Here is a 16,738-nt window from a genome sequence, read left to right on the forward strand (position 1 = left end):
CGGGTGGCTGCACTTCTACAATCACCACAGGCTCCACAGCGCCATCGGAAACCAGCCACCGATCAGCCGACTGACCAACCTCCCTGGACATCACAACTAGGGCACGGTTCGGCCGACATCCCACCGCCGGGAACAGGACCACACAGGACCCCGCCCGGTCATGGATTCCAGTAGCCGGTCGTGAAGGTGCGGTCGAACCGACAGGCCGCCAGGTCCGCGCGCTGGATCCCCCAGTGCACATCCATGCCTTCCCGACCACTGACCTGCGGGTTCCAGTGGGCCAGCAGAACCCAGTCCTCGACCGCGCCAGACACCGGCTCGCCGCCACCCCACCGCCCTCGCTTCGCCTCGAACACGGCATCCCTCGCGACGACCCACAGCGGATCCCAGTCGCAGACCTCCTGGTCCGCATATCCGCCGATCTGCAGATGCCCTTCCCGGGGCCAGACGTCGTGCCAGACCTCGATCAGCTCGTCGCAGCTCGAGAACCCGGGAAGATCGTGGTACGGCAGGTCCGGTTCAGTTCTGACTCTCAGCTCGCCCTGCGGAAAGGACCCGACAATCCGCCGGTACTCCTCGTCGTCGTAGCCCTTCCAGGTGTTCTTGTCGCGCTCCCCCACCGGTGTGCCGGCCGGGACGTAGACGGCCTGGCCGCGGTTGCCTGTGCCGTCCATGTCCCAGAGTGACGCGAAGAGCAGCAGGCGTCCGTCGGGCGGCAGAGGGAGGTCCGTCGCGTCTTTCGGCAAGCCGGCGAAGTCGACGGACGCAACGTACGGGTGCTCAGGGTCCGCGACCCCGGTGGGTAACAGGAGCGGCCCACCGTACCTGCCCGCGACCGGCCCTTCTGCGCCATACGTGAGGACCGCGCACGGCCGGACATGGCCGATCCACCGGTCCACCTCGTCGGCCGGTATCGGTTCCACGTCGTCGTCCGGCACCCCGACCTCAACGGCCTGCGTACGAAAGGGAATCAACATTTCCCGAAGCTCGTCTGTCACACCGGGAACCGTAGTCGCCGCCACCGACAACCCCACGCCCCCGGGTCGACGAAGCCCTCGTCGGCGTGTGAGCGGCTTCTGTCAGCCGACGATCTCGATGGTGACGTCGCCGCCTTCAAGGAGGGACAGCTCCTCTTCGGTGGCGTCGTAGGTGCCAAGGTGCGGCGTGGCGTCGGAGTACCCGATGCCGTCGGCGTTGTAGTAGAACCCGAGGTTTCCCCACGACGTGAAGTAGATCAGGTCGCGGTTCTCGGGGTCGGAGCCCGGAGATCCGGCGTAGTCGAGCTCCCGGGGCAGGTAGGCGATCTTCTCCCGACCGGCGAACTCCTCGAACGGCACCTGGAGCGGCAGCATGGACAGGAAGTCGCGGATAGGGGCGGGGCGAGCGGGGTCAGGCGGGCGTGCAGCTCGAACAGGGACAGGATCGCGTCACCGGTGATCCCCGAGGAGTCGTCCGCGCGCAGCATCCCCTGAGCGAGGACTCCAGCGCGGCGGGTCACGTCCAGAACGTCCGCCGGGTGGCATCCCGGATCTCGTCGCTGGGTGACCCGTGGCCCTGTGCCTCAGCACTCCCGGTCAGCAGGGCGGCCCACACGGGGGCGATGGTCGCGGAGTGCGCCGTGTCGAGGCCGAGCTCGATGACGCTGACCGAGGCCGGATCGGCGTCGATCGTGCGGGCCGCGGCGATCTCGGTGATCCGTCGGGCGAGGTCGACATCCTGCCGAGTCACCCATTCCACGACGTGCTCGGTGCCCTCGCCGTCGCGATAGATGGCGTCGTCGCTGACCAGTTTGAGGTCACCGTATCCGTTGCCGATCGACACGCTCGGGTAGTGGCCGAGCGCGTCGCCCGCCTCGCCCACCGCGGCGACGAACCGTCCGATCTGCGCGCCCGTCAGCATGTCCATGGTCGGCAGGCCATCGCTGACCGCAGCGACATCACCGAACACCGAGCCCGACCACAAAGCCGGCCAGCGCCGAAGCTATCCTGCCGCAGGTCGTCGCTGTGCCAAGCTGTGCGCATGGAGAGCGTCATCCCTCAGCGCGCGTGGCTGCTCATGGCCGCGGGCGACAACCGCGGGCACGGCGGCAACTCCGGCTACGACGACCAGATCGATGCCTACTACTCCTGGGACAGCAACGTCCCGAACTTCAGGAACCTGGCGGTCGGCGACCCCGTTGCGCTCTGGGACAAGGAACGACTCCTCGGCGTGTCCGTGATCGAGGAGATCACGACCGAGCCCGGCACGAAGACGCTGCGCCGCTGCCCGAAATGCGCCACGACCAGGATCGCCGAGCGCAAGAACACCCTGCCGCGGTTCCGGTGCATGAAGTGCCGAGAGGAATTCGCTGTACCGGTCGTCCACGAGGTCGAGGTGATCCACTTCCGGGCACGGTACGACGCCGCCTGGACCGACCTCGACGGGCTCCTTACCCAGGACGAGCTGCGATCCCTCGCGACCAAGCCCGGAGACATCAACGCCATGCGGCCGCTGGACTGGGCCAGATTCCGCGAGGCGCTCCTCGCGCGGAACGCGGGCCGCGCCGTCGAGCGGGTCACCGGCCGTGTCCCGGACGCCTCGTGGGCCAGGCCGGACGAGCCGCCCGTCGCGTTCACCCAGGGCTTCAATCACGCACTCGTGAGGGTTCGCCGGGGCCAGCGCCAGTTTCGCGAACAGCTGCTCGCGGGCCAGGGCAGCGTGTGTGCCTTCACCGGTGGTGCACCTGCCCGGGTCCTGGAGGCAGGGCACCTGTACAGCTATGCCCAGCTCGGCACGCACTTCCGGCATGGCGGGCTGATGCTGCGACGCGACGTCCACCGGCTCTTCGACGACGGGCTGCTCGCGGTCGAGCCGGGCCGACTGCGGATCGACGTCGCACCCGATCTGGCGGCTTTCCCGCAGTACGCCCAGCTCCATGGCGTGCCGCTCGCGGTCAACGTCCGCAACGAACAGGTCGAGTGGCTCAACAAGCACTGGAGCGAGCACCGCGTCACGCACTGACGGGCCGACGGGAGCCGGGGAGATGATCGGAGCGCTGAGCCGACGGTAGATGACAGGGCCGGCCCTTGGCCCCTAGCCTGTGCCGATGGGTTCCGGTCCGGCACGTCAAGGCATGCCGGGCGCCGATGCGCTCTCTCCGTACCTCGACATCACGGTCGCGCAGGCGGAGCAGCAGTGGCGCGACATCCTCGCCCGACCAGCGCTTCCTGAGCAGCACGGCCAGATCGACCACTCCCCGGTCGAGACCCTCCTCGCGGGAGCCGTGCGGGTCGTGGCGAACGTCAAGGCAGGTGGCGGCGACAACCGCAGGTTCCCGTTCCCGGTCCCCGAGCTCGCGCGCCTGTTCCGGCGCAAGCCGAACGGCGTCGCCTCGAAGGTCGAGAACCTCTCCGGTGTGCCGGGCCGCAACCGGGGCGCCGCGACGAACATCGAGCTCGGACGTCGGCTGGCCGCGGAGCCCGACCTCGTGGCCAGCATGTACCGGGTCGTCCTGGCGGCGGCCCGCAACGTCGGCATCGGCGCCGACAGTCTGCCGGACTTCCTCGGGATCGAGCACGGCGGTTGGATGGTCCTGCTCGGGCAGGACGAGATCCAAGAGACCGACCTGCAGGCGGCCGTCGAGCAGGCGATCGGCGAACGCCGTCGGCTCGACCTGGTGGCGGACACCGCGACCGAGCGAGCCTTGGCCCAGATGATCCGTGTCGGTCAGAGCGCCTTCGCGAGCCAGGTGCTGCGCAACTACGGCGACGCCTGCGCCTTCTGCGGGTTCACGCTCGGCGACGGACGTCGGCCCACCCTCCTGCGGGCAGGCCATATCAAGCCGTGGCGCGACTCCGACGACCGGGAACGCCTCGACGTCGCGAACGGGATCGCCGCATGCCCCACCCACGACGCTGCGTTCGACACCGGACTGATGACCCTCGACACGACTGCGAGCCACCTGACCGTCCGCGTCTCGTCGCGGCTGCGCCATGCCGCCGAGTCGAACCCGGCGACCGCCCGGTACTTCACCGGCGAGGGCCTGCGGACGCAGGTCGCGCTCGACCCGCCCACCGTTCCACCTGCGGACAGGTACCTGACCTGGCACCGCGAGCAGATCTTCGCCTAGGAGCCGACCGATGAACGACACCACCCTCTGGGGCGTCCTCGGCCTCCTCGCCGGGATCGCCCTCGTCGCCTACGCCATCCGTGCGGTCCGGTCCCGCAGGACCGGCCTGCCCGACGGTGCCGGCATCCGCTACACGCAGCACGCCCGCCAGCGGATGCGACTACGCCGGGTGAGCATGGCCGAGGTACAGACAGTCCTTCGGTCCCCCTCCAGCAGCACCCGGGACCACGAGGAGAACAGCGTCAGGCTCGAACGAGACTTCGCCGACCCTGACGGCGACCACCGCACCCTGAAGGTCTGGGTCGCCGAGCCCTGGCCCGCACGCCACGAGGTAGTCATCAAGTCGACCGCGTGGAGCTACCAGCGAGACCTCCGGATCCCTCCAGCTCTCGTGGGCCGGCTCATCGGCGCCGGCGGTTCCACGGTCTCGGCGATCGAGAGCGCGACAGGCTCGCGCGTAGACATCGAGCGCCGCACCGGCACCGTGACCATCCACAACGGAGACAAGGCGTCGATCGCGGCTGCGGCCCGGATGGTCGAGAAGGCCATCGGCCAGTCCGCACCGCGGACCGTCCGCCCGTCCTGAACCGCGCGCACGCGCTCCGTCTGGCTCGACACCGGCTTGGTAAGAGGTCCTAGCTCTGCGCGAGCCGGAGAGCCTTCTCCGTGAAGTAGTTCACCTCGCCGTTGTCATCCTCGACCCCGATGACGAACGTGCCAGAGGGAGTGGCCCGGACATCGACGACTTCGCCGCGTCCACGCGTCGTGAATACGTCGGCTCCTGGCGTGAAGATGGTATTGCTCATACGCCAGATTATGCGGGCGTCGGGCACCGGTCCGCCTCCCCCGTGAGACGGAGAATGGCCCAGCCGACTGCACCTGGATTTCCCCTCGACGGGCAGCGATGACTCTCCCGGGGCTGTCCGGTCTACCTCCGCACCACCTGACATCGTTCGACGACTGTCGATATCCAGAGGAGCGAGTATGCGACGCCTTCATTCGATCACCGCCAGCAGCGACGTCTGCTGGGTATGCCCGTGCTGAGGCAGGTCGCCGACGGCGTGCTGGTCCACGAGAGCGCGTTCGTGCAGAGCAACGCCGTGGTGGTCCAGGGCCGGGCAGGTGTCCTCCTCATCGACCCCGGAGTGACCGGCTCCGAGATCGACTGCCTCGCGGACGACCTTCGCGAGCTGGGCCAGCCCGTGGTCGCGGGGTTCTCCACCCATCCGGACTGGGACCACCTCCTGTGGCACGCCCGGCTCGGCGTGGCGCCTCGTTACGGCACAGCCCGGTGCGCGGCTGCGATCGGTGAGGAGCTGTCCGACCCCGGTGCGAAGGCCCGCATCGCCGAGCACCTGCTCGAGACGGAGGTCGCCGGGCAGGTTCCTCTGGACCTGCTCGGCCTCATCACCGGTCTGCCCGCCGAGACGAGGCAGATCCCTTGGGACGGCCCGCCGGTCCGGATCATCGAGCACAAGGCACACGCTCCAGGCCACGCGGCCCTGCTGATCGAGGATCACGGGGTCCTGGTCGCCGGCGACATGCTCTCGGATGTCTTGGTCCCGATGCTCGACCTGGCCGCCGCGGAACCGATCGAGGACTACCTCGCAGCGCTGCGGCTGCTGGAGGGCGTGCTGGACGACGTCGAGGTCGTCGTCCCCGGCCACGGCTCCGTCGGCCGGGCTGACCAGGTGTCGGCCCGGATCGAGCTGGACCGGGCGTACGTGCTGGCGTTGCGTGACGGTCAGGGTGCCGGTGACCCGCGGATCGGCTCGTCGGCCAGGCCCGGCTGGGAGTGGGTCAGCGATGTGCACTTTGGACAGGCGCAGCACCTGGGGCTGTGACTATTGACGAGCCGGTCCGAGGCCCGAGCAACTCGCGCGATCCCTGAGTAATCTCCCCGGTATGAGCGTCGTCTCGTGGCGCGAAGAGTCGGAGCGGGGGGCGTGGACCCAGCTCACCTGGCGACCGAGCGCGCTTGCCGGGTTGGTCGAGTGCGTCTGGCTGTTCGACGGGACGCTCAGCCGGCGGGAGCGGTACTACCCGACGGGCGAGCTCGACCTGATCGTGCAGCTGGACACGCCGTTCCGCATCATCGAGGGCCAGCCCGCGGCAGCATGCCCGTCGTCGAGTCTCGCGGGGCTCATCGTGGCTCCGCTCGTCATCGAGAGTCCCGCCGCAAGGTCGCGCGTGCTCGGCGTGCGCCTTCGGCCGGCGGGCGCCTTCTCCCTCTTCGGCGTTCCGCTGCACGAGCTGACCGGAACCACCTTGGATCTGGGCGACCTGGCAGGCGGCGAGGCGCGCCGCCTTGCCGAACGCCTCGACGAGGCGGGCTCCGACAGAGCGCGCTTGCTGCTCTTGGGACGGTGGATCGCGGGAAGGCTGGCAGGGCGCCGCAGCACCGACCCGTCCGTCGCCTACGCCGTCTCTGAGATCGAGCGCGCGGGAGGGAAGGTCCCCATCGCCAGCATCCTCAGGCGGATCGACGTCTCGCCCAAACGCTTCACCAGGCTGTTCGAGGAGCAGGTCGGTGTGAGGCCCAAGCTCTTCGCGCGCATCCTTCGGTTTCGTGAGCTGACGGCGGCGCTCCGGGCGGGGGCCGACTCCTTCAGCCAGGCGGCGCTCGCGCACGGCTACTACGACCAGTCGCACATGAACGCGGAGTTCAGGGAGTTCGCGGGAATGACCCCGGGCCAGTTCCTGGCCGCCACGTCGTATCCGGAGTCACTGAGCCTGGCCGACTGAGCAGCAGCGGGTTTTTTCCAAGACTCGAGCCCTGGCTGTTTCTACGGTGGAGGCGTCCACCTCGACGAGAGGGATCGATGGCCGGCGAACGGCCTGGTCAGGAACGAGCCGGAGGGTCAACGCCCGATGTCTGAGCCGAACATTGCAAGTGTCGTCGCCGTGCTGCCTGTCACCGACCACGCCAAGGCCGTGGCGTGGTACGAGAGGTGGATCGGGCGTGCCCCCGATCTCGAGCCGATGGAAGGTACCGCCGAGTGGCAGCTGGCATCGAACGCATGGATCCAGGTGTCCCTCGATCCCGAGCCCGCCGGCCGCACCACGGTCGTTGTCGGCGTCAAAGACATCGACGCGCAGCGCTCCACGTGCGCGGCCGTCGACGTCGCCGTGGGCGAGGTCGACGACTACGGATTCGTCAAGACCGCGGAAGCGGTCGATCCAGACGGCAACAAGATCCTCTTCGTGCAGGAGACGCCAGAGGCGTCGCAGTGAGGGTCCGGGCGGTGGGCGACGCCGGTTCACATCACTGTCGGAGGCGACCCCTACGATCCCGGTCATGAACCTCACGGCACCACAAGAGCCCGCTGATGGCGCCCGCCCACGGCACTTCAACGCCTGATGGGCATCTACTTCTACCTGTATCCGGTGGACCCCGGAGTCCTGCAGCACGACGTGGAGTGGGTCTCGCAGTATGTCGAGGACCGTGACCACGAGTTCTGGGACTGGGAGCAGGACCGGGCGGCGCCCGCAGGCGATCCACGCAGCCAGGTCGTCCTGGGCTATCAGCACCACTACGTGGACCTGATCAACCCCTACCTGGAGGCCGCGTACGGCCTGGAGCCGTACTCGTGGTTCGCGGGCGACCAGATCAACGAGTTCTACTTCGTCACGTCCGAGGCCGACGTCTCCCGGCTCGCCGCGACGCTCGCCGACCCGCCGGTCGACGTCCGTGATGCTCTCGACGGCCTTGCCCAGGCAAACCTGTCGATGGCCGGCACCTGGGCCCCGGTGGAGGGCTGGACGGACGGGACCGTCGAGGAGTTCTGGGACCTCGTCGACCGACTGCATGCCCAGCTGCGCGACTTCTTCAGCCGGGCTGCCGACCACGAGCAGGCGGTGATCGGCCTCTTCAGCCCGTAGCAGCAGCCGCCGCTACAGCATCAGGTCGCGAGAGGCGAGACCATGGGCACATGCCCTCCCCCGTCCGCCCTGGCCTGCCGGTCACGCCCGCGCTGAAGATCCCGCGAGCCGAGCTCACGGAGCGGTTCTCCCGGTCCTCCGGGCCGGGAGGCCAGGGCGTGAACACCACGGACTCGCGTGTCGAGCTCTCCTGGGACGTCGGGCGGTCCGCCGTGCTGAGCGACGTGCAGCGCCAGCGCGTCGTCAGCCGGCTCGCGGAGCGCCTCGTCGACGGCGTCCTCACCGTCGTCGCCTCGGAGCATCGCGAGCAGCGGCGCAACCGCGACGCCGCCGCGCGGCGCCTTGCCCACCTGGTGGCCGACGCGCTGGCTCCTCCTCCGCAGGCTCGCCGGGCCACGCGCGCGACCCGCGGATCCCAGGAGCGGAGGCTGACCACCAAGAAGCAACGGTCCGCGACGAAACAGCTCCGCTCGTCCAAGCCGCGGCGCGACGACTGACCGCCAGGCTCCGGCCGCGGCGGGCGCGGTCCAGGCGCTGGGCCCCGGTACGTTAGCGTGCGTCCCTGATGTCCACATCAGGAGGATTCGTGACCTTGTCCGGCCTGCGCGACGACCTCGGGTTGCGGCCCCACGTCGAGGCCCTGGCGCACCTCGTCACGGCGCGCACGGCACCGCCGTCGTACGCCGTGGCCGTGCTGGGCGAGTGGGGTGGCGGCAAGTCCGCGTTCCTGCGGCGCCTGCAGGCGCAGGTCGAGGCGCGGTCCGCCTCGGGCGACCCGGACGCCGTGGCGGCTGTGCGGGTCGTCAGGTGGAACGCGTGGTCGCACGGCGAGACCTCGGTGCTGGTCGGGATCGTGACGAAGGTCGTCACCGCCCTGCGTGGCGACGACCTGACGGCACGCCGGCGCGGCCCTCTCGACGCCAGGTTGCGGGCCAGGCGTCGCACGGCGACGACGCACCGGGCCGAGCGCATGCGCGCGCGGGCTGCACGGCTCGACCACCGGATCGAGGTCGTCGAGGACGCGAACCCTCTGGTCACCGTGCTGCACCAGGCCCGGGTGCTCCTGCTGGTGCCGTGGGCGCTGTTCCGCAGCGGGTGGCGCCGGGCGCTGCCGCTCACCGTCGTGCTCGTGGTCGCGGTGCTGCTCGTCGCCGGTCCGGCGATCCTGCCCGCCGTCGTGCCCGACGTCGCCGGGTGGATCGCCGAGTCCGGCACCTGGGTGAGCGGGTTGCTCGCCTCGTCGGGCGTGGTGGCGGCGCTGACGGCGCTCGTCGCGGGCTACCGCAGCCGGGTGGCCGAGCTCGACCCGATGCGCACCGGCATGGTCGGAACGCTGGCGCAGCTCGTCCTGGTCACCTTCGACCAGGAGCGGGTCAAGGCGGAGGCGCGCCTCGCCGAGCTCGACGCCGAGGACGCCGTCGACGGCCTGTCTGCCATCCTGCACGACGACGACCACCAGGGCCGTCTGGAGCGCGCCCACGGGTTCGTCGGGAACCTGCGCGACGACCTCGGGACGTTCGCCGACCAGCTCGCCCAGGCCGAGGAGTACCTGCGACGCCCGGGCGACACCGACGCCGACGGCCGGGTCGAGCGGATCGTGCTCCACGTCGACGACCTCGACCGGTGCCCGCCCGAGCGGGTCGTCGACGTGCTGCAGGCCCTCACGCTGCTGCTGTCGACCAGCCTGTTCGTCGTCGTGGTCGCCGCCGACCCACGAACCCTGCGGCTCTCGCTCGAGCGCGACGCCGCGACGGCCACGCACCTGGAGGGCCGCACGGCCGGGGCGCTCGACCACCTCGACGCCTTCTTCCAGGTGCCCTACGCGCTCCCCCGCCTCGTGCCCCCGGTCAGCGGCCGCTACCTCCTGCAGACCGCTGCCGACCAGGGTCTCCTCCCGCACGACGTGGCCCTCGACCCGGGCGACGACGACGCCCCGGCCGGGCGTCCGCCGTCGGCCACCCTGAGCGCCCAGGAGGCGGAGCTCCTGGCCCTGGTCTGTGAGGCCGTGACCACGCCGCGAGCGGCGAAAAAGCTGCTCACGCTCTACCAGCTGGTCCGGTACGCGGCGGGGGCCGACGGCGACCTGCAGCCCGCAGCCCTCCTGCTCGCCCTGCTCGTGGGCGCGCCCGCGCAGACCGCCCAGCTGCTCGGCGAGCTCGACGACCGGGCCGACTCCGCGCACCTGTCCGCCGTGATCGAGACCCTCGGCGGCCAGCACGCGTCCGCAGGCCACGAGCGGTGCGCCGCGTGCGCGGCCTGGCGCCGGATGGGCGCCGTCGTGGAGCGCGCCGTCGCCGCGGGAGTCCCCGCCGAGGTGGGGAGCTACCGCGCGTGGGCGCGGGAGGTGGCGCGGTTCAGCTTCCACACGGCGGAGGGGCACTGACCTTCTAGGGCGCCGGCGCGACCTGGGATGTGATTCGCGCCTGGTGGTCACTACGCAGCAGGACTCAGGAACCCTGGGGTCGGCGCCCTCCCCGGCGAAGGGTCTGGCCGTGTTGCCGAGCCGCCAGTACCGTACACCGCATGAATCAGCAGGTGAGAGCGGTCGACGACGGCGGCGTGGCGACCTGGGAGGTGGGTCCGGAGGCGGCCGCAAGAATGCTCCGCGAGATGCCCCCTGAGGACCTCTCCGCCCAGGCGGTGGGCGACGCCGGCCCGCCGCTGGGCGAGGTCCTCCGCGCCATAGTCGCGCACCCCGAGGATCTGGCGGCGACGCTATCGCCCGACCACCCGTGGCTCGACGACGTCGTCGTGCGGATGCCCGAAGCCTTGCCGGACTGGGAGCAGGACGACGACGAGGACGAAGGTGGCGATGACGAGGACGTGTTCGAGGCAGCGGCCGAGGCCGTCCACGAGCGGCTGCTGTCCTTGGGGGTCGAGGCGGCGTGCCCGCCCTACGAGATCAGCCGGGAGGAGGATCTCCCGGGGTTCTGGTACAGCCTCTGGTGGGACTGATGACCTCCACACCGTAGCGGGCCCCCACCTGCGGTGCGCACGTTCGCGTTGAACGCCCGGTATCGTCCCGGCCATGGACCTCGTTGACGGCGGCGACGCACCCCTGACCTCGGACATCGGTTCCGCGACTGCCGCGGTGCCGACTGACGGTAGCCGTGCTCACGGGCCGACGATCGCCGGGATCGGCGTGCTGCTCGGGCTCCTCGCGGGTGGCACATGGGGCGTGGCCGACAGCGAGTGGCGCGGGATCGCCTGGATGGTCATGACCTTTGTGGTCCTGGCCGGGCTCCTGGGCCTGGTCACCTGGCGGGGACCCACCACGACCTGGCCGCGGCCGGTTCGACGAGCGGGCACAGTGGCTCTGGCCATCTCCGCGGTCCTCGAGATCGCGGTCGTCACCGCTGTGCACCTCGGCGGGGTGGGCGCCCCCCACCCTCTCGTCGCGGCCGCGGCGGGCTTCGGCGTCGCGCTACCCGCACTCCTCGCGGGACACCGGTTGTTCTGGGGATCCTGGATCCTTGTCAGGCGCTGACGCTCATGTCGCGACGGTACCGGGAGGGCGGTGCGCACCCGGCTCCCTTGCGGGACAGGGTCCGCACCGAAGGCTCGCTCAGCTCAGGCCGGCGTCGTCGATCGCCCTCTCGAGCGCCTCGACGAACTCGTCGACGACCTTCTGCAGCCGCCGCGCCTTGAACAGCGCGTTGCGCGCGAAGGCGCGGTCGCCCGCCGTGAAGTCCAGCTGCGCGGTCCGGCCGCAGTCCGCGACGGTCAAGAACGCGTCGACCCGCTTAGGGCTCTCGCCGGCGAAACCGTCACCGACCTCGATGTCGGCATGCACGTACGCACCCGCGTAGAAACCGCGCTTGTTCAGGAAGGCACGGCGGTAGAACCGGGGAAACGCCATCGGCGTCCTCTTCTCAGGACAACACCCGCCTGAGAGGGCGGGGTTGGCTCCCCGGCGACCTATTCATCTGCACGCGCCCACCGTACCGCGGCGTCGGCTTGTCCGAACTAGCCGAGTTTCTGCACGAGCAACAATCGTTCTTCGAAACCGCCATGCGAACGCCGCTTCTGCTCGGCGCGCTCACGCACAGACCCTTCGTCGATTCCTTCCACCCGGGCCAGTGCTGAAACCACTTCGAGGAGATCCGCAAGCTCCTCGACCAGGGCTTCCCTCGTCCGTGCTTCCGCGACCTCCTGGGCTTCTTCGACGACCTTGGACCGGAGCGCCTGCGCGAACTCCGGGCCCCCGAGCACTCGCGTCTCAAGATGACTACCCCGTCCAGCTGCCAGCGCAGGCACGAGGTCGCGGATCAGCTTCTCCATGGCGTGAGCGTAGGTCTCACCTCAAGTGCCTTCGTCCGCGAAGCCCGCCCGGCCGTGCTCGCGCCACCGAACACAACCTTCCAGTCGCCGCGAGCGTCCTAAGAAGCATGGGAAACACACTGGCAAAGACGCGCACCTTGGTTCTGTCGGCCGGCCTCATCGTCGGCCTCACCTCGGGAACGGCGGCCGTCGCCGTCGCCGACCCGGCACCGGCGGCCTGCGCCGCCACGTCCGCGCACCTCCCGGGGCACGCCCAGGGGCCGTCCGGGTGCGAGGACCCCTGGGCGATGCTCCCCATCGACCTCGGCGAGCCCACCCCGGGGGCCACCGACGACTGGCAGACCACCGACACCGCCGGCGTCGGCTACGCGGTCCCCGCCGACTGGACCGGGCACGCCATCGTGGGTGACGGCGGCAGCGGCCACGAGTGGGAGTCGCCCGACGTCGCCGTGACCGACTTCTACGGCGACGTCTACTGGCGGATCCTGGTCCAGTCGCCGTTCGTGTTCCAGGAGATGCCGGACCCCGCCGACCTGAACGACCTCGGCTACCACGCCTCGTACATCGAGATCGAGGGAGCCTCGGAGGCGGTCCTCGTCGCCTCCCAGTACGGTCACTGGGCCGACGGCTCGGTCCAGGCCATCCAGTTCGAGGTCTACGTCCAGTCCGCGAGCACGGGCATCGTCACCCGGTTCATGGGCGAGCTGCCTGCAGGTGAGGAGGGCCAGTTCCTCCTCGACAACTTCGTCCCCACGATCCAGCCCTGACAAGGCTGAAGACCGGCGGCTGAGGCGGGACCGGGCGCTGCCCAGTCCCGCCTCAGCGCTCGCTCGCCCCGCCGAAGCGGTCCGTCTCAGGCCGGCAGACGCTTTCGCCAGTCCGTGACCGTCACCTTCACTGCGTCGTTCGGGTCGTCGGTCCAGACGACCCCCAGGCCGTGCTCGGCCATCGCGTCCGCCACCAGCCTGCCGACCTCCCGCGTAGCCGCAGCGAGACTGTCCTGCTGTTCCGCAGTCAGGCCGTCCGGCCCGGTCTCGATGCCGAGGGCCTCGTGGAACGCCCCGTAGGCGAGGTACAACGTCGAAGGCGCGACGGCGAGACGAGCGGCGTCCTGCGAGTGGAAGTAGACGAACCCCGGCGGGACCGGACCCACCGGATCCACCTCGCCGCCGATCTCGGCGTTGCCGCACGAGCTGCAGCACGCGAAGCTCATCCGCGCCACCAAGCCGCCCGACTCCAGGTCCGCGAAGGCCGCCGCGAGCTTGTCGTAGTCGCCCTGGTCCTCCCAGCCCGCCTGTTCGGCCACCCGCTGGTCCCACTCTTCCTGCGCGGCTCGGACGGCCGCCGTCCTCGTCGCCGACGACACGTCCGCGTTGAGCATCTCCTCGGCCGCTCGTGCGACCTCGGGCCACGCGGAGAACCCGGCCAGCACCATCGCCCGGACCTCGCCTCGCACGTACGTCACCTGGTCCTCGTCGGGCTCGCCGTCGAAAGACTCCCCCGACTCGGACGGGTCGCCGTCGGTCGCGTCCCCCTCGAAGTCCAGCCGGCGCCAGATGACCAGGTCTCTCCAGCCATCACCACCGGTCATCCACCCGGTCAGGAGCTCGTGCGCCACCTCGAGAGTCGGGCAGTCCGCCTGGAAGTGTCGGCCGGGATCCCCGTCGCGGTACTCCACGACGTACCCCTTGTCGGCCCGGGTCCCGTAGCAGGCTCGCGCATCACCGTTCGCGGCGTCCGCGCGGATCACCTGCGCGAACCGGTCGGGGACCTCCTGGTCTTCGAGGACGAAGAAGTTGTCGTTGCCCCGCTGGATGTCCTGCAGCAGCAGGAGCAGCCCGAACGGGGTCGGGTCCTCCACCGGTTCCGGGGTGCGGTACATCAGAAACCTGTCGGTCACAGCGCGGGTCGTCGACACCCCGCAGATCATGCCTTGCCCCACCGACACCGGAGGCTCTGAGGCTCTGAGGCAACCATTTGGCGACCTGGTTCGTCAGAGGTAGTGGAGGCCGCGGCGAACACGCCAGCGGCCTCCACCACGTCCGCGCCGGTCCACATCACACCGCGGGCGCCATGCGGCCCGATAGGTTCGCGCCGTGCGCACTCACCTCTACCGTGACGGCGGCTCCGTGGTCGTGGCCGACGTCGACGCGACGGCCGCCGACGGGTCGGAGCTCGTCGAAGCCGCCCGGTTCACCCCACCGGGCAGCGACCTCGGCAGATTCAGCTTCGCCGCCTTCCCCGACCTGAGCCGTCTGGTCTGCGCGAGCCCGGACTCGGTCGTGTGCGTCGACGCCTCCGGAGTCGTGGTGTGGGAGCACGACCTCGGTGTCCGCCGCACGGAAGGCCTGGCCCGGACGTCTGTCGCCGTGCCCGCGGACGGGACGGTGGTCTGGGTCTATGCCGCTGACGCCTTGGCGGGCCGGGGCGAGTCCGACCGCTGGCTCGTTCTCGCCCCCGCGACCGGGGACCTCCTGGCCCAGAAAGCCCTGGACTGCGAGGGGCACGACGCCGACCACCTGCACCACCCGGACGGCGGCCTGCTCCTCAGCGTCGGCATGGGACAGGACGGCACGGCCGTCTTCCACGGCCGGTACGACGACGGAACCCTCTCGGTCACGGACCTGTCCGCCGACGGCGTCTGGGACACGATCCCGTGCGCCATCTCGCCCGACGGCAACCTCATGGTCTCCACCGCCCAGTCCTGCCAGGACAATGGCAAGGTCCACCGGTTCCCGGACGGCGACGTGATCGCAACGCTCACTCTGGAGACCCTCTACCCAGGTGGTGATCCCGAAGAGCTGGTGGTCGAGTACGGCTGCGCAGGGTTTCTCGACCAGCAGACCCTCATCGTGACCGTCGTCGACGAGAACTGGGACGAGGAGAACCCCGGCGCACCCAGCGAGATCCGGCGCGTTCTCGTGGACCTGACCACCGGTGAACGGATCGGCCACCTCCCCCCGGACCAGGCCGGCAACGACCCGGACGACTTCCGCCCGCTCGGCGACGGCACCTGGCTCGCCGCTTGCGACGGCCGCACCAGGCGCCACCGGAGCTCCGCGTTTTTCAACCTGTCGGTGTGAATGCCCGCAATGCAAGGATCTGCGGATTCATCCGCCGTCGAGGGAGCATCGTGGCTGGTTACGCAGTGGTCGACGTCGAGACCACAGGGTTGTTTCCGGGCGGGCAGGACCGGATCGCAGAGATCGCCGTCGTCCAGGTCTCCGCCGACGGCGAGGTCGAGGCATCCTGGTCGACGCTGGTGAACCCGGGCCGGGACCTGGGTCCCCAGGGGATCCATGGGATCAGCGCAGCCGACGTCCGCCACGCCCCCGCCTTCGGCGAGGTCGCCGGGCAGGTGGCCGAGCTCGTCGCGGGACGGGCCTTCGTGGCGCACAACGCCCAGTTCGACCGCCGTTTCGTCTGGCACGCGTTCGCCGCGGAGGGGTACGACGTCCCGGTGATCGAGCAGACCACCCTGTGCACCATGCGCACCGGAGCGCTGCTGGCGCCGAACGCCCCACGATCCCTGGCCGGCGCCTGCGCGTACCACGAGGTCGATCTCCGCTCGGCGCACGAAGCGTTGTCCGACGCGATGGCCGCGGCCGAGCTCCTGAGGAAGTTTCTGGCAGCGGGCCCTCGCACCCTCCAGCCGGAGTGGGACGACGTCGTCGAGCTCGCCGCAACCACACCGTGGCCCCACGTCCCGCGGAAGGGCACCATGGCGGTCGGTCGCGGGGTCTCGACCGAGCGCGACACGCACTTCTTCGCACGGCTGGTCGCCGCCCGGAACCGCCCGATCACGTCGTGGGAGAAGGAGGAGTACCTCGCGCTCGTGGACCGGGCCCTGCTCGACAGGCACCTCTCGGCGCGCGAGCACGACCAGCTCAGGGCCTTCTGCGCGCAGATCGACCTCGGCCGCAACGACGCCGACCTCCTCCACCGCGAGTACCTGGCCGCGCTCGCCGCGAACGCGTGGGCCGACGGCGTCCTCACTGACGCCGAGCGCGCCGACCTCCACGCCGTCGCGAACCTCCTGCAGGTCAGCGCCGATGACGTCGACCGCGTCCTTGCCGACTCTGCGACCTGTCCAGAGGTCCGGTCCGTTCCCGCCAGCCGCGCCGCCTTCCGGACCGGGGACCTGGTGGTGTTCACCGGCGCCATGCGCGAACAGCGCGACGTCTGGGAGCGGCGGGCTCGCGCCGTCGGCCTCGTCCCCCACCCGAACGTGACAAAGAAGGTCGCGCTCGTCATCGCTGCCGACCCAGACTCCCTCTCGGGCAAGGCCCGCAAGGCAGCCGACTACGGCATCCCCATCGTCAGCGAGGAAGGCTTCGAACGGCTCCTCGCGCAGTCCATGGTGTAAACGTTCCTAGGGCGTGTCCTGTGAATCGCGGAGCCAGAGGATGATGGCTGCGATCGTGAGTTCGGACCGGTAGTAGGCGGCTCGTTTGGTGTATCGGGTGG

General features: G+C 70.2%; 21 protein-coding genes. 14 read left to right on the forward strand and 7 right to left on the reverse strand.

Features of this window, described 5'->3' with window-relative positions; translation table 11 throughout:
• Positions 1-158: 158 nt before the first annotated feature.
• From D1350_RS23170 to D1350_RS23180, 3 genes are all read right to left on the reverse strand, one after another.
• Positions 159-998 carry a YwqG family protein gene (locus tag D1350_RS23170; RefSeq protein WP_206074656.1) on the reverse strand — a complete coding sequence of 280 codons (840 nt, stop codon included), beginning with the start codon at positions 996-998 and terminating at the stop codon, positions 159-161.
• A gap of 81 nt (positions 999-1,079) precedes the next feature.
• Entirely contained in the window at positions 1,080-1,370 is a 291-nt protein-coding gene (locus tag D1350_RS23175; RefSeq protein WP_338068203.1) for a cyclophilin-like fold protein, read from the reverse strand.
• Between the two features lie 124 nt (positions 1,371-1,494).
• Positions 1,495-1,905, reverse strand: coding sequence for a hypothetical protein (locus D1350_RS23180; protein ID WP_240644300.1), 411 nt, complete (start codon positions 1,903-1,905; stop codon positions 1,495-1,497).
• 114 nt (positions 1,906-2,019) lie between these two features.
• Between D1350_RS23180 and D1350_RS23185 the strand changes: the two genes are divergently transcribed.
• From D1350_RS23185 to D1350_RS23195, 3 genes are all read left to right on the forward strand, one after another.
• Positions 2,020-3,000: an HNH endonuclease signature motif containing protein gene (locus D1350_RS23185; protein ID WP_125778431.1), complete on the forward strand. Its 981-nt coding sequence runs from the start codon at positions 2,020-2,022 to the stop codon at positions 2,998-3,000.
• A gap of 85 nt (positions 3,001-3,085) precedes the next feature.
• Positions 3,086-4,108: an HNH endonuclease gene (locus D1350_RS23190; protein WP_125778432.1), complete on the forward strand. Its 1,023-nt coding sequence runs from the start codon at positions 3,086-3,088 to the stop codon at positions 4,106-4,108.
• A 10-nt stretch (positions 4,109-4,118) separates the two neighbouring features.
• Positions 4,119-4,694 (forward strand): KH domain-containing protein, encoded by a 576-nt coding sequence (locus D1350_RS23195; RefSeq protein ID WP_125778433.1) that lies wholly within the window; start codon positions 4,119-4,121, stop codon positions 4,692-4,694.
• 49 nt (positions 4,695-4,743) lie between these two features.
• Here D1350_RS23195 and D1350_RS23965 read toward each other — a convergent pair whose 3' ends face one another.
• The gene (locus D1350_RS23965) at positions 4,744-4,914 is read right to left on the reverse strand and encodes a hypothetical protein (protein WP_164545300.1); all 171 of its coding nucleotides are present in this window, start codon (positions 4,912-4,914) and stop codon (positions 4,744-4,746) included.
• 231 nt (positions 4,915-5,145) lie between these two features.
• On the opposite strand from D1350_RS23965, the gene D1350_RS23200 reads away from it, so the two are divergent.
• The 8 genes from D1350_RS23200 (at position 5,146) to D1350_RS23235 (ending at position 11,477) form a co-directional block, all read left to right on the forward strand.
• Positions 5,146-5,952, forward strand: a complete 807-nt coding sequence (locus D1350_RS23200; RefSeq protein ID WP_125778448.1) for an MBL fold metallo-hydrolase — start codon at positions 5,146-5,148, stop codon at positions 5,950-5,952.
• A gap of 61 nt (positions 5,953-6,013) precedes the next feature.
• Positions 6,014-6,853 (forward strand): helix-turn-helix domain-containing protein, encoded by an 840-nt coding sequence (locus tag D1350_RS23205; protein ID WP_125778434.1) that lies wholly within the window; start codon positions 6,014-6,016, stop codon positions 6,851-6,853.
• 126 nt (positions 6,854-6,979) lie between these two features.
• On the forward strand, positions 6,980-7,342 hold the full coding sequence (locus tag D1350_RS23210) for a VOC family protein (RefSeq protein WP_125778435.1): 363 nt from the start codon (positions 6,980-6,982) through the stop codon (positions 7,340-7,342).
• 126 nt (positions 7,343-7,468) lie between these two features.
• Positions 7,469-7,990, forward strand: coding sequence for a hypothetical protein (locus D1350_RS23215; protein WP_125778436.1), 522 nt, complete (start codon positions 7,469-7,471; stop codon positions 7,988-7,990).
• A gap of 50 nt (positions 7,991-8,040) precedes the next feature.
• Positions 8,041-8,487, forward strand: coding sequence for an alternative ribosome rescue aminoacyl-tRNA hydrolase ArfB (gene arfB / locus D1350_RS23220; RefSeq protein ID WP_125778437.1), 447 nt, complete (start codon positions 8,041-8,043; stop codon positions 8,485-8,487).
• An 89-nt stretch (positions 8,488-8,576) separates the two neighbouring features.
• Positions 8,577-10,373, forward strand: coding sequence for a P-loop NTPase fold protein (locus tag D1350_RS23225; RefSeq protein WP_164545301.1), 1,797 nt, complete (start codon positions 8,577-8,579; stop codon positions 10,371-10,373).
• Positions 10,374-10,513: 140 nt separating this feature from the next.
• Complete coding sequence (locus D1350_RS23230) at positions 10,514-10,945, forward strand: hypothetical protein (RefSeq protein WP_125778439.1); 432 nt, start codon at positions 10,514-10,516, stop codon at positions 10,943-10,945.
• 73 nt (positions 10,946-11,018) lie between these two features.
• Positions 11,019-11,477, forward strand: coding sequence for a hypothetical protein (locus tag D1350_RS23235; RefSeq protein ID WP_125778440.1), 459 nt, complete (start codon positions 11,019-11,021; stop codon positions 11,475-11,477).
• A 78-nt stretch (positions 11,478-11,555) separates the two neighbouring features.
• Here the strand turns inward: D1350_RS23235 and D1350_RS23240 are convergent, their stop codons facing one another.
• Together D1350_RS23240 and D1350_RS23245 are read right to left on the reverse strand one after the other, a co-directional pair.
• A complete protein-coding gene (locus tag D1350_RS23240) occupies positions 11,556-11,849 on the reverse strand; it encodes a hypothetical protein (protein WP_125778441.1) in 294 nt (97 codons plus the stop codon).
• A gap of 107 nt (positions 11,850-11,956) precedes the next feature.
• Positions 11,957-12,271 carry a nucleoside triphosphate pyrophosphohydrolase gene (locus tag D1350_RS23245; protein WP_125778442.1) on the reverse strand — a complete coding sequence of 105 codons (315 nt, stop codon included), beginning with the start codon at positions 12,269-12,271 and terminating at the stop codon, positions 11,957-11,959.
• A gap of 107 nt (positions 12,272-12,378) precedes the next feature.
• On the opposite strand from D1350_RS23245, the gene D1350_RS23250 reads away from it, so the two are divergent.
• Entirely contained in the window at positions 12,379-13,038 is a 660-nt protein-coding gene (locus D1350_RS23250) for a hypothetical protein (protein WP_125778443.1), read from the forward strand.
• Positions 13,039-13,124: 86 nt separating this feature from the next.
• Here the strand turns inward: D1350_RS23250 and D1350_RS23255 are convergent, their stop codons facing one another.
• On the reverse strand, positions 13,125-14,171 hold the full coding sequence (locus D1350_RS23255; protein ID WP_125778444.1) for a DUF6891 domain-containing protein: 1,047 nt from the start codon (positions 14,169-14,171) through the stop codon (positions 13,125-13,127).
• Between the two features lie 196 nt (positions 14,172-14,367).
• Between D1350_RS23255 and D1350_RS23260 the strand changes: the two genes are divergently transcribed.
• Positions 14,368-15,354, forward strand: coding sequence for a YncE family protein (locus D1350_RS23260; protein WP_125778445.1), 987 nt, complete (start codon positions 14,368-14,370; stop codon positions 15,352-15,354).
• Between the two features lie 50 nt (positions 15,355-15,404).
• Positions 15,405-16,637 carry an exonuclease domain-containing protein gene (locus D1350_RS23265; RefSeq protein WP_125778446.1) on the forward strand — a complete coding sequence of 411 codons (1,233 nt, stop codon included), beginning with the start codon at positions 15,405-15,407 and terminating at the stop codon, positions 16,635-16,637.
• Positions 16,638-16,738 lie beyond the last annotated feature (101 nt).

The organism is Antribacter gilvus, from assembly GCF_003946865.1.
Lineage (GTDB): Bacteria > Actinomycetota > Actinomycetes > Actinomycetales > Cellulomonadaceae > Antribacter > Antribacter gilvus.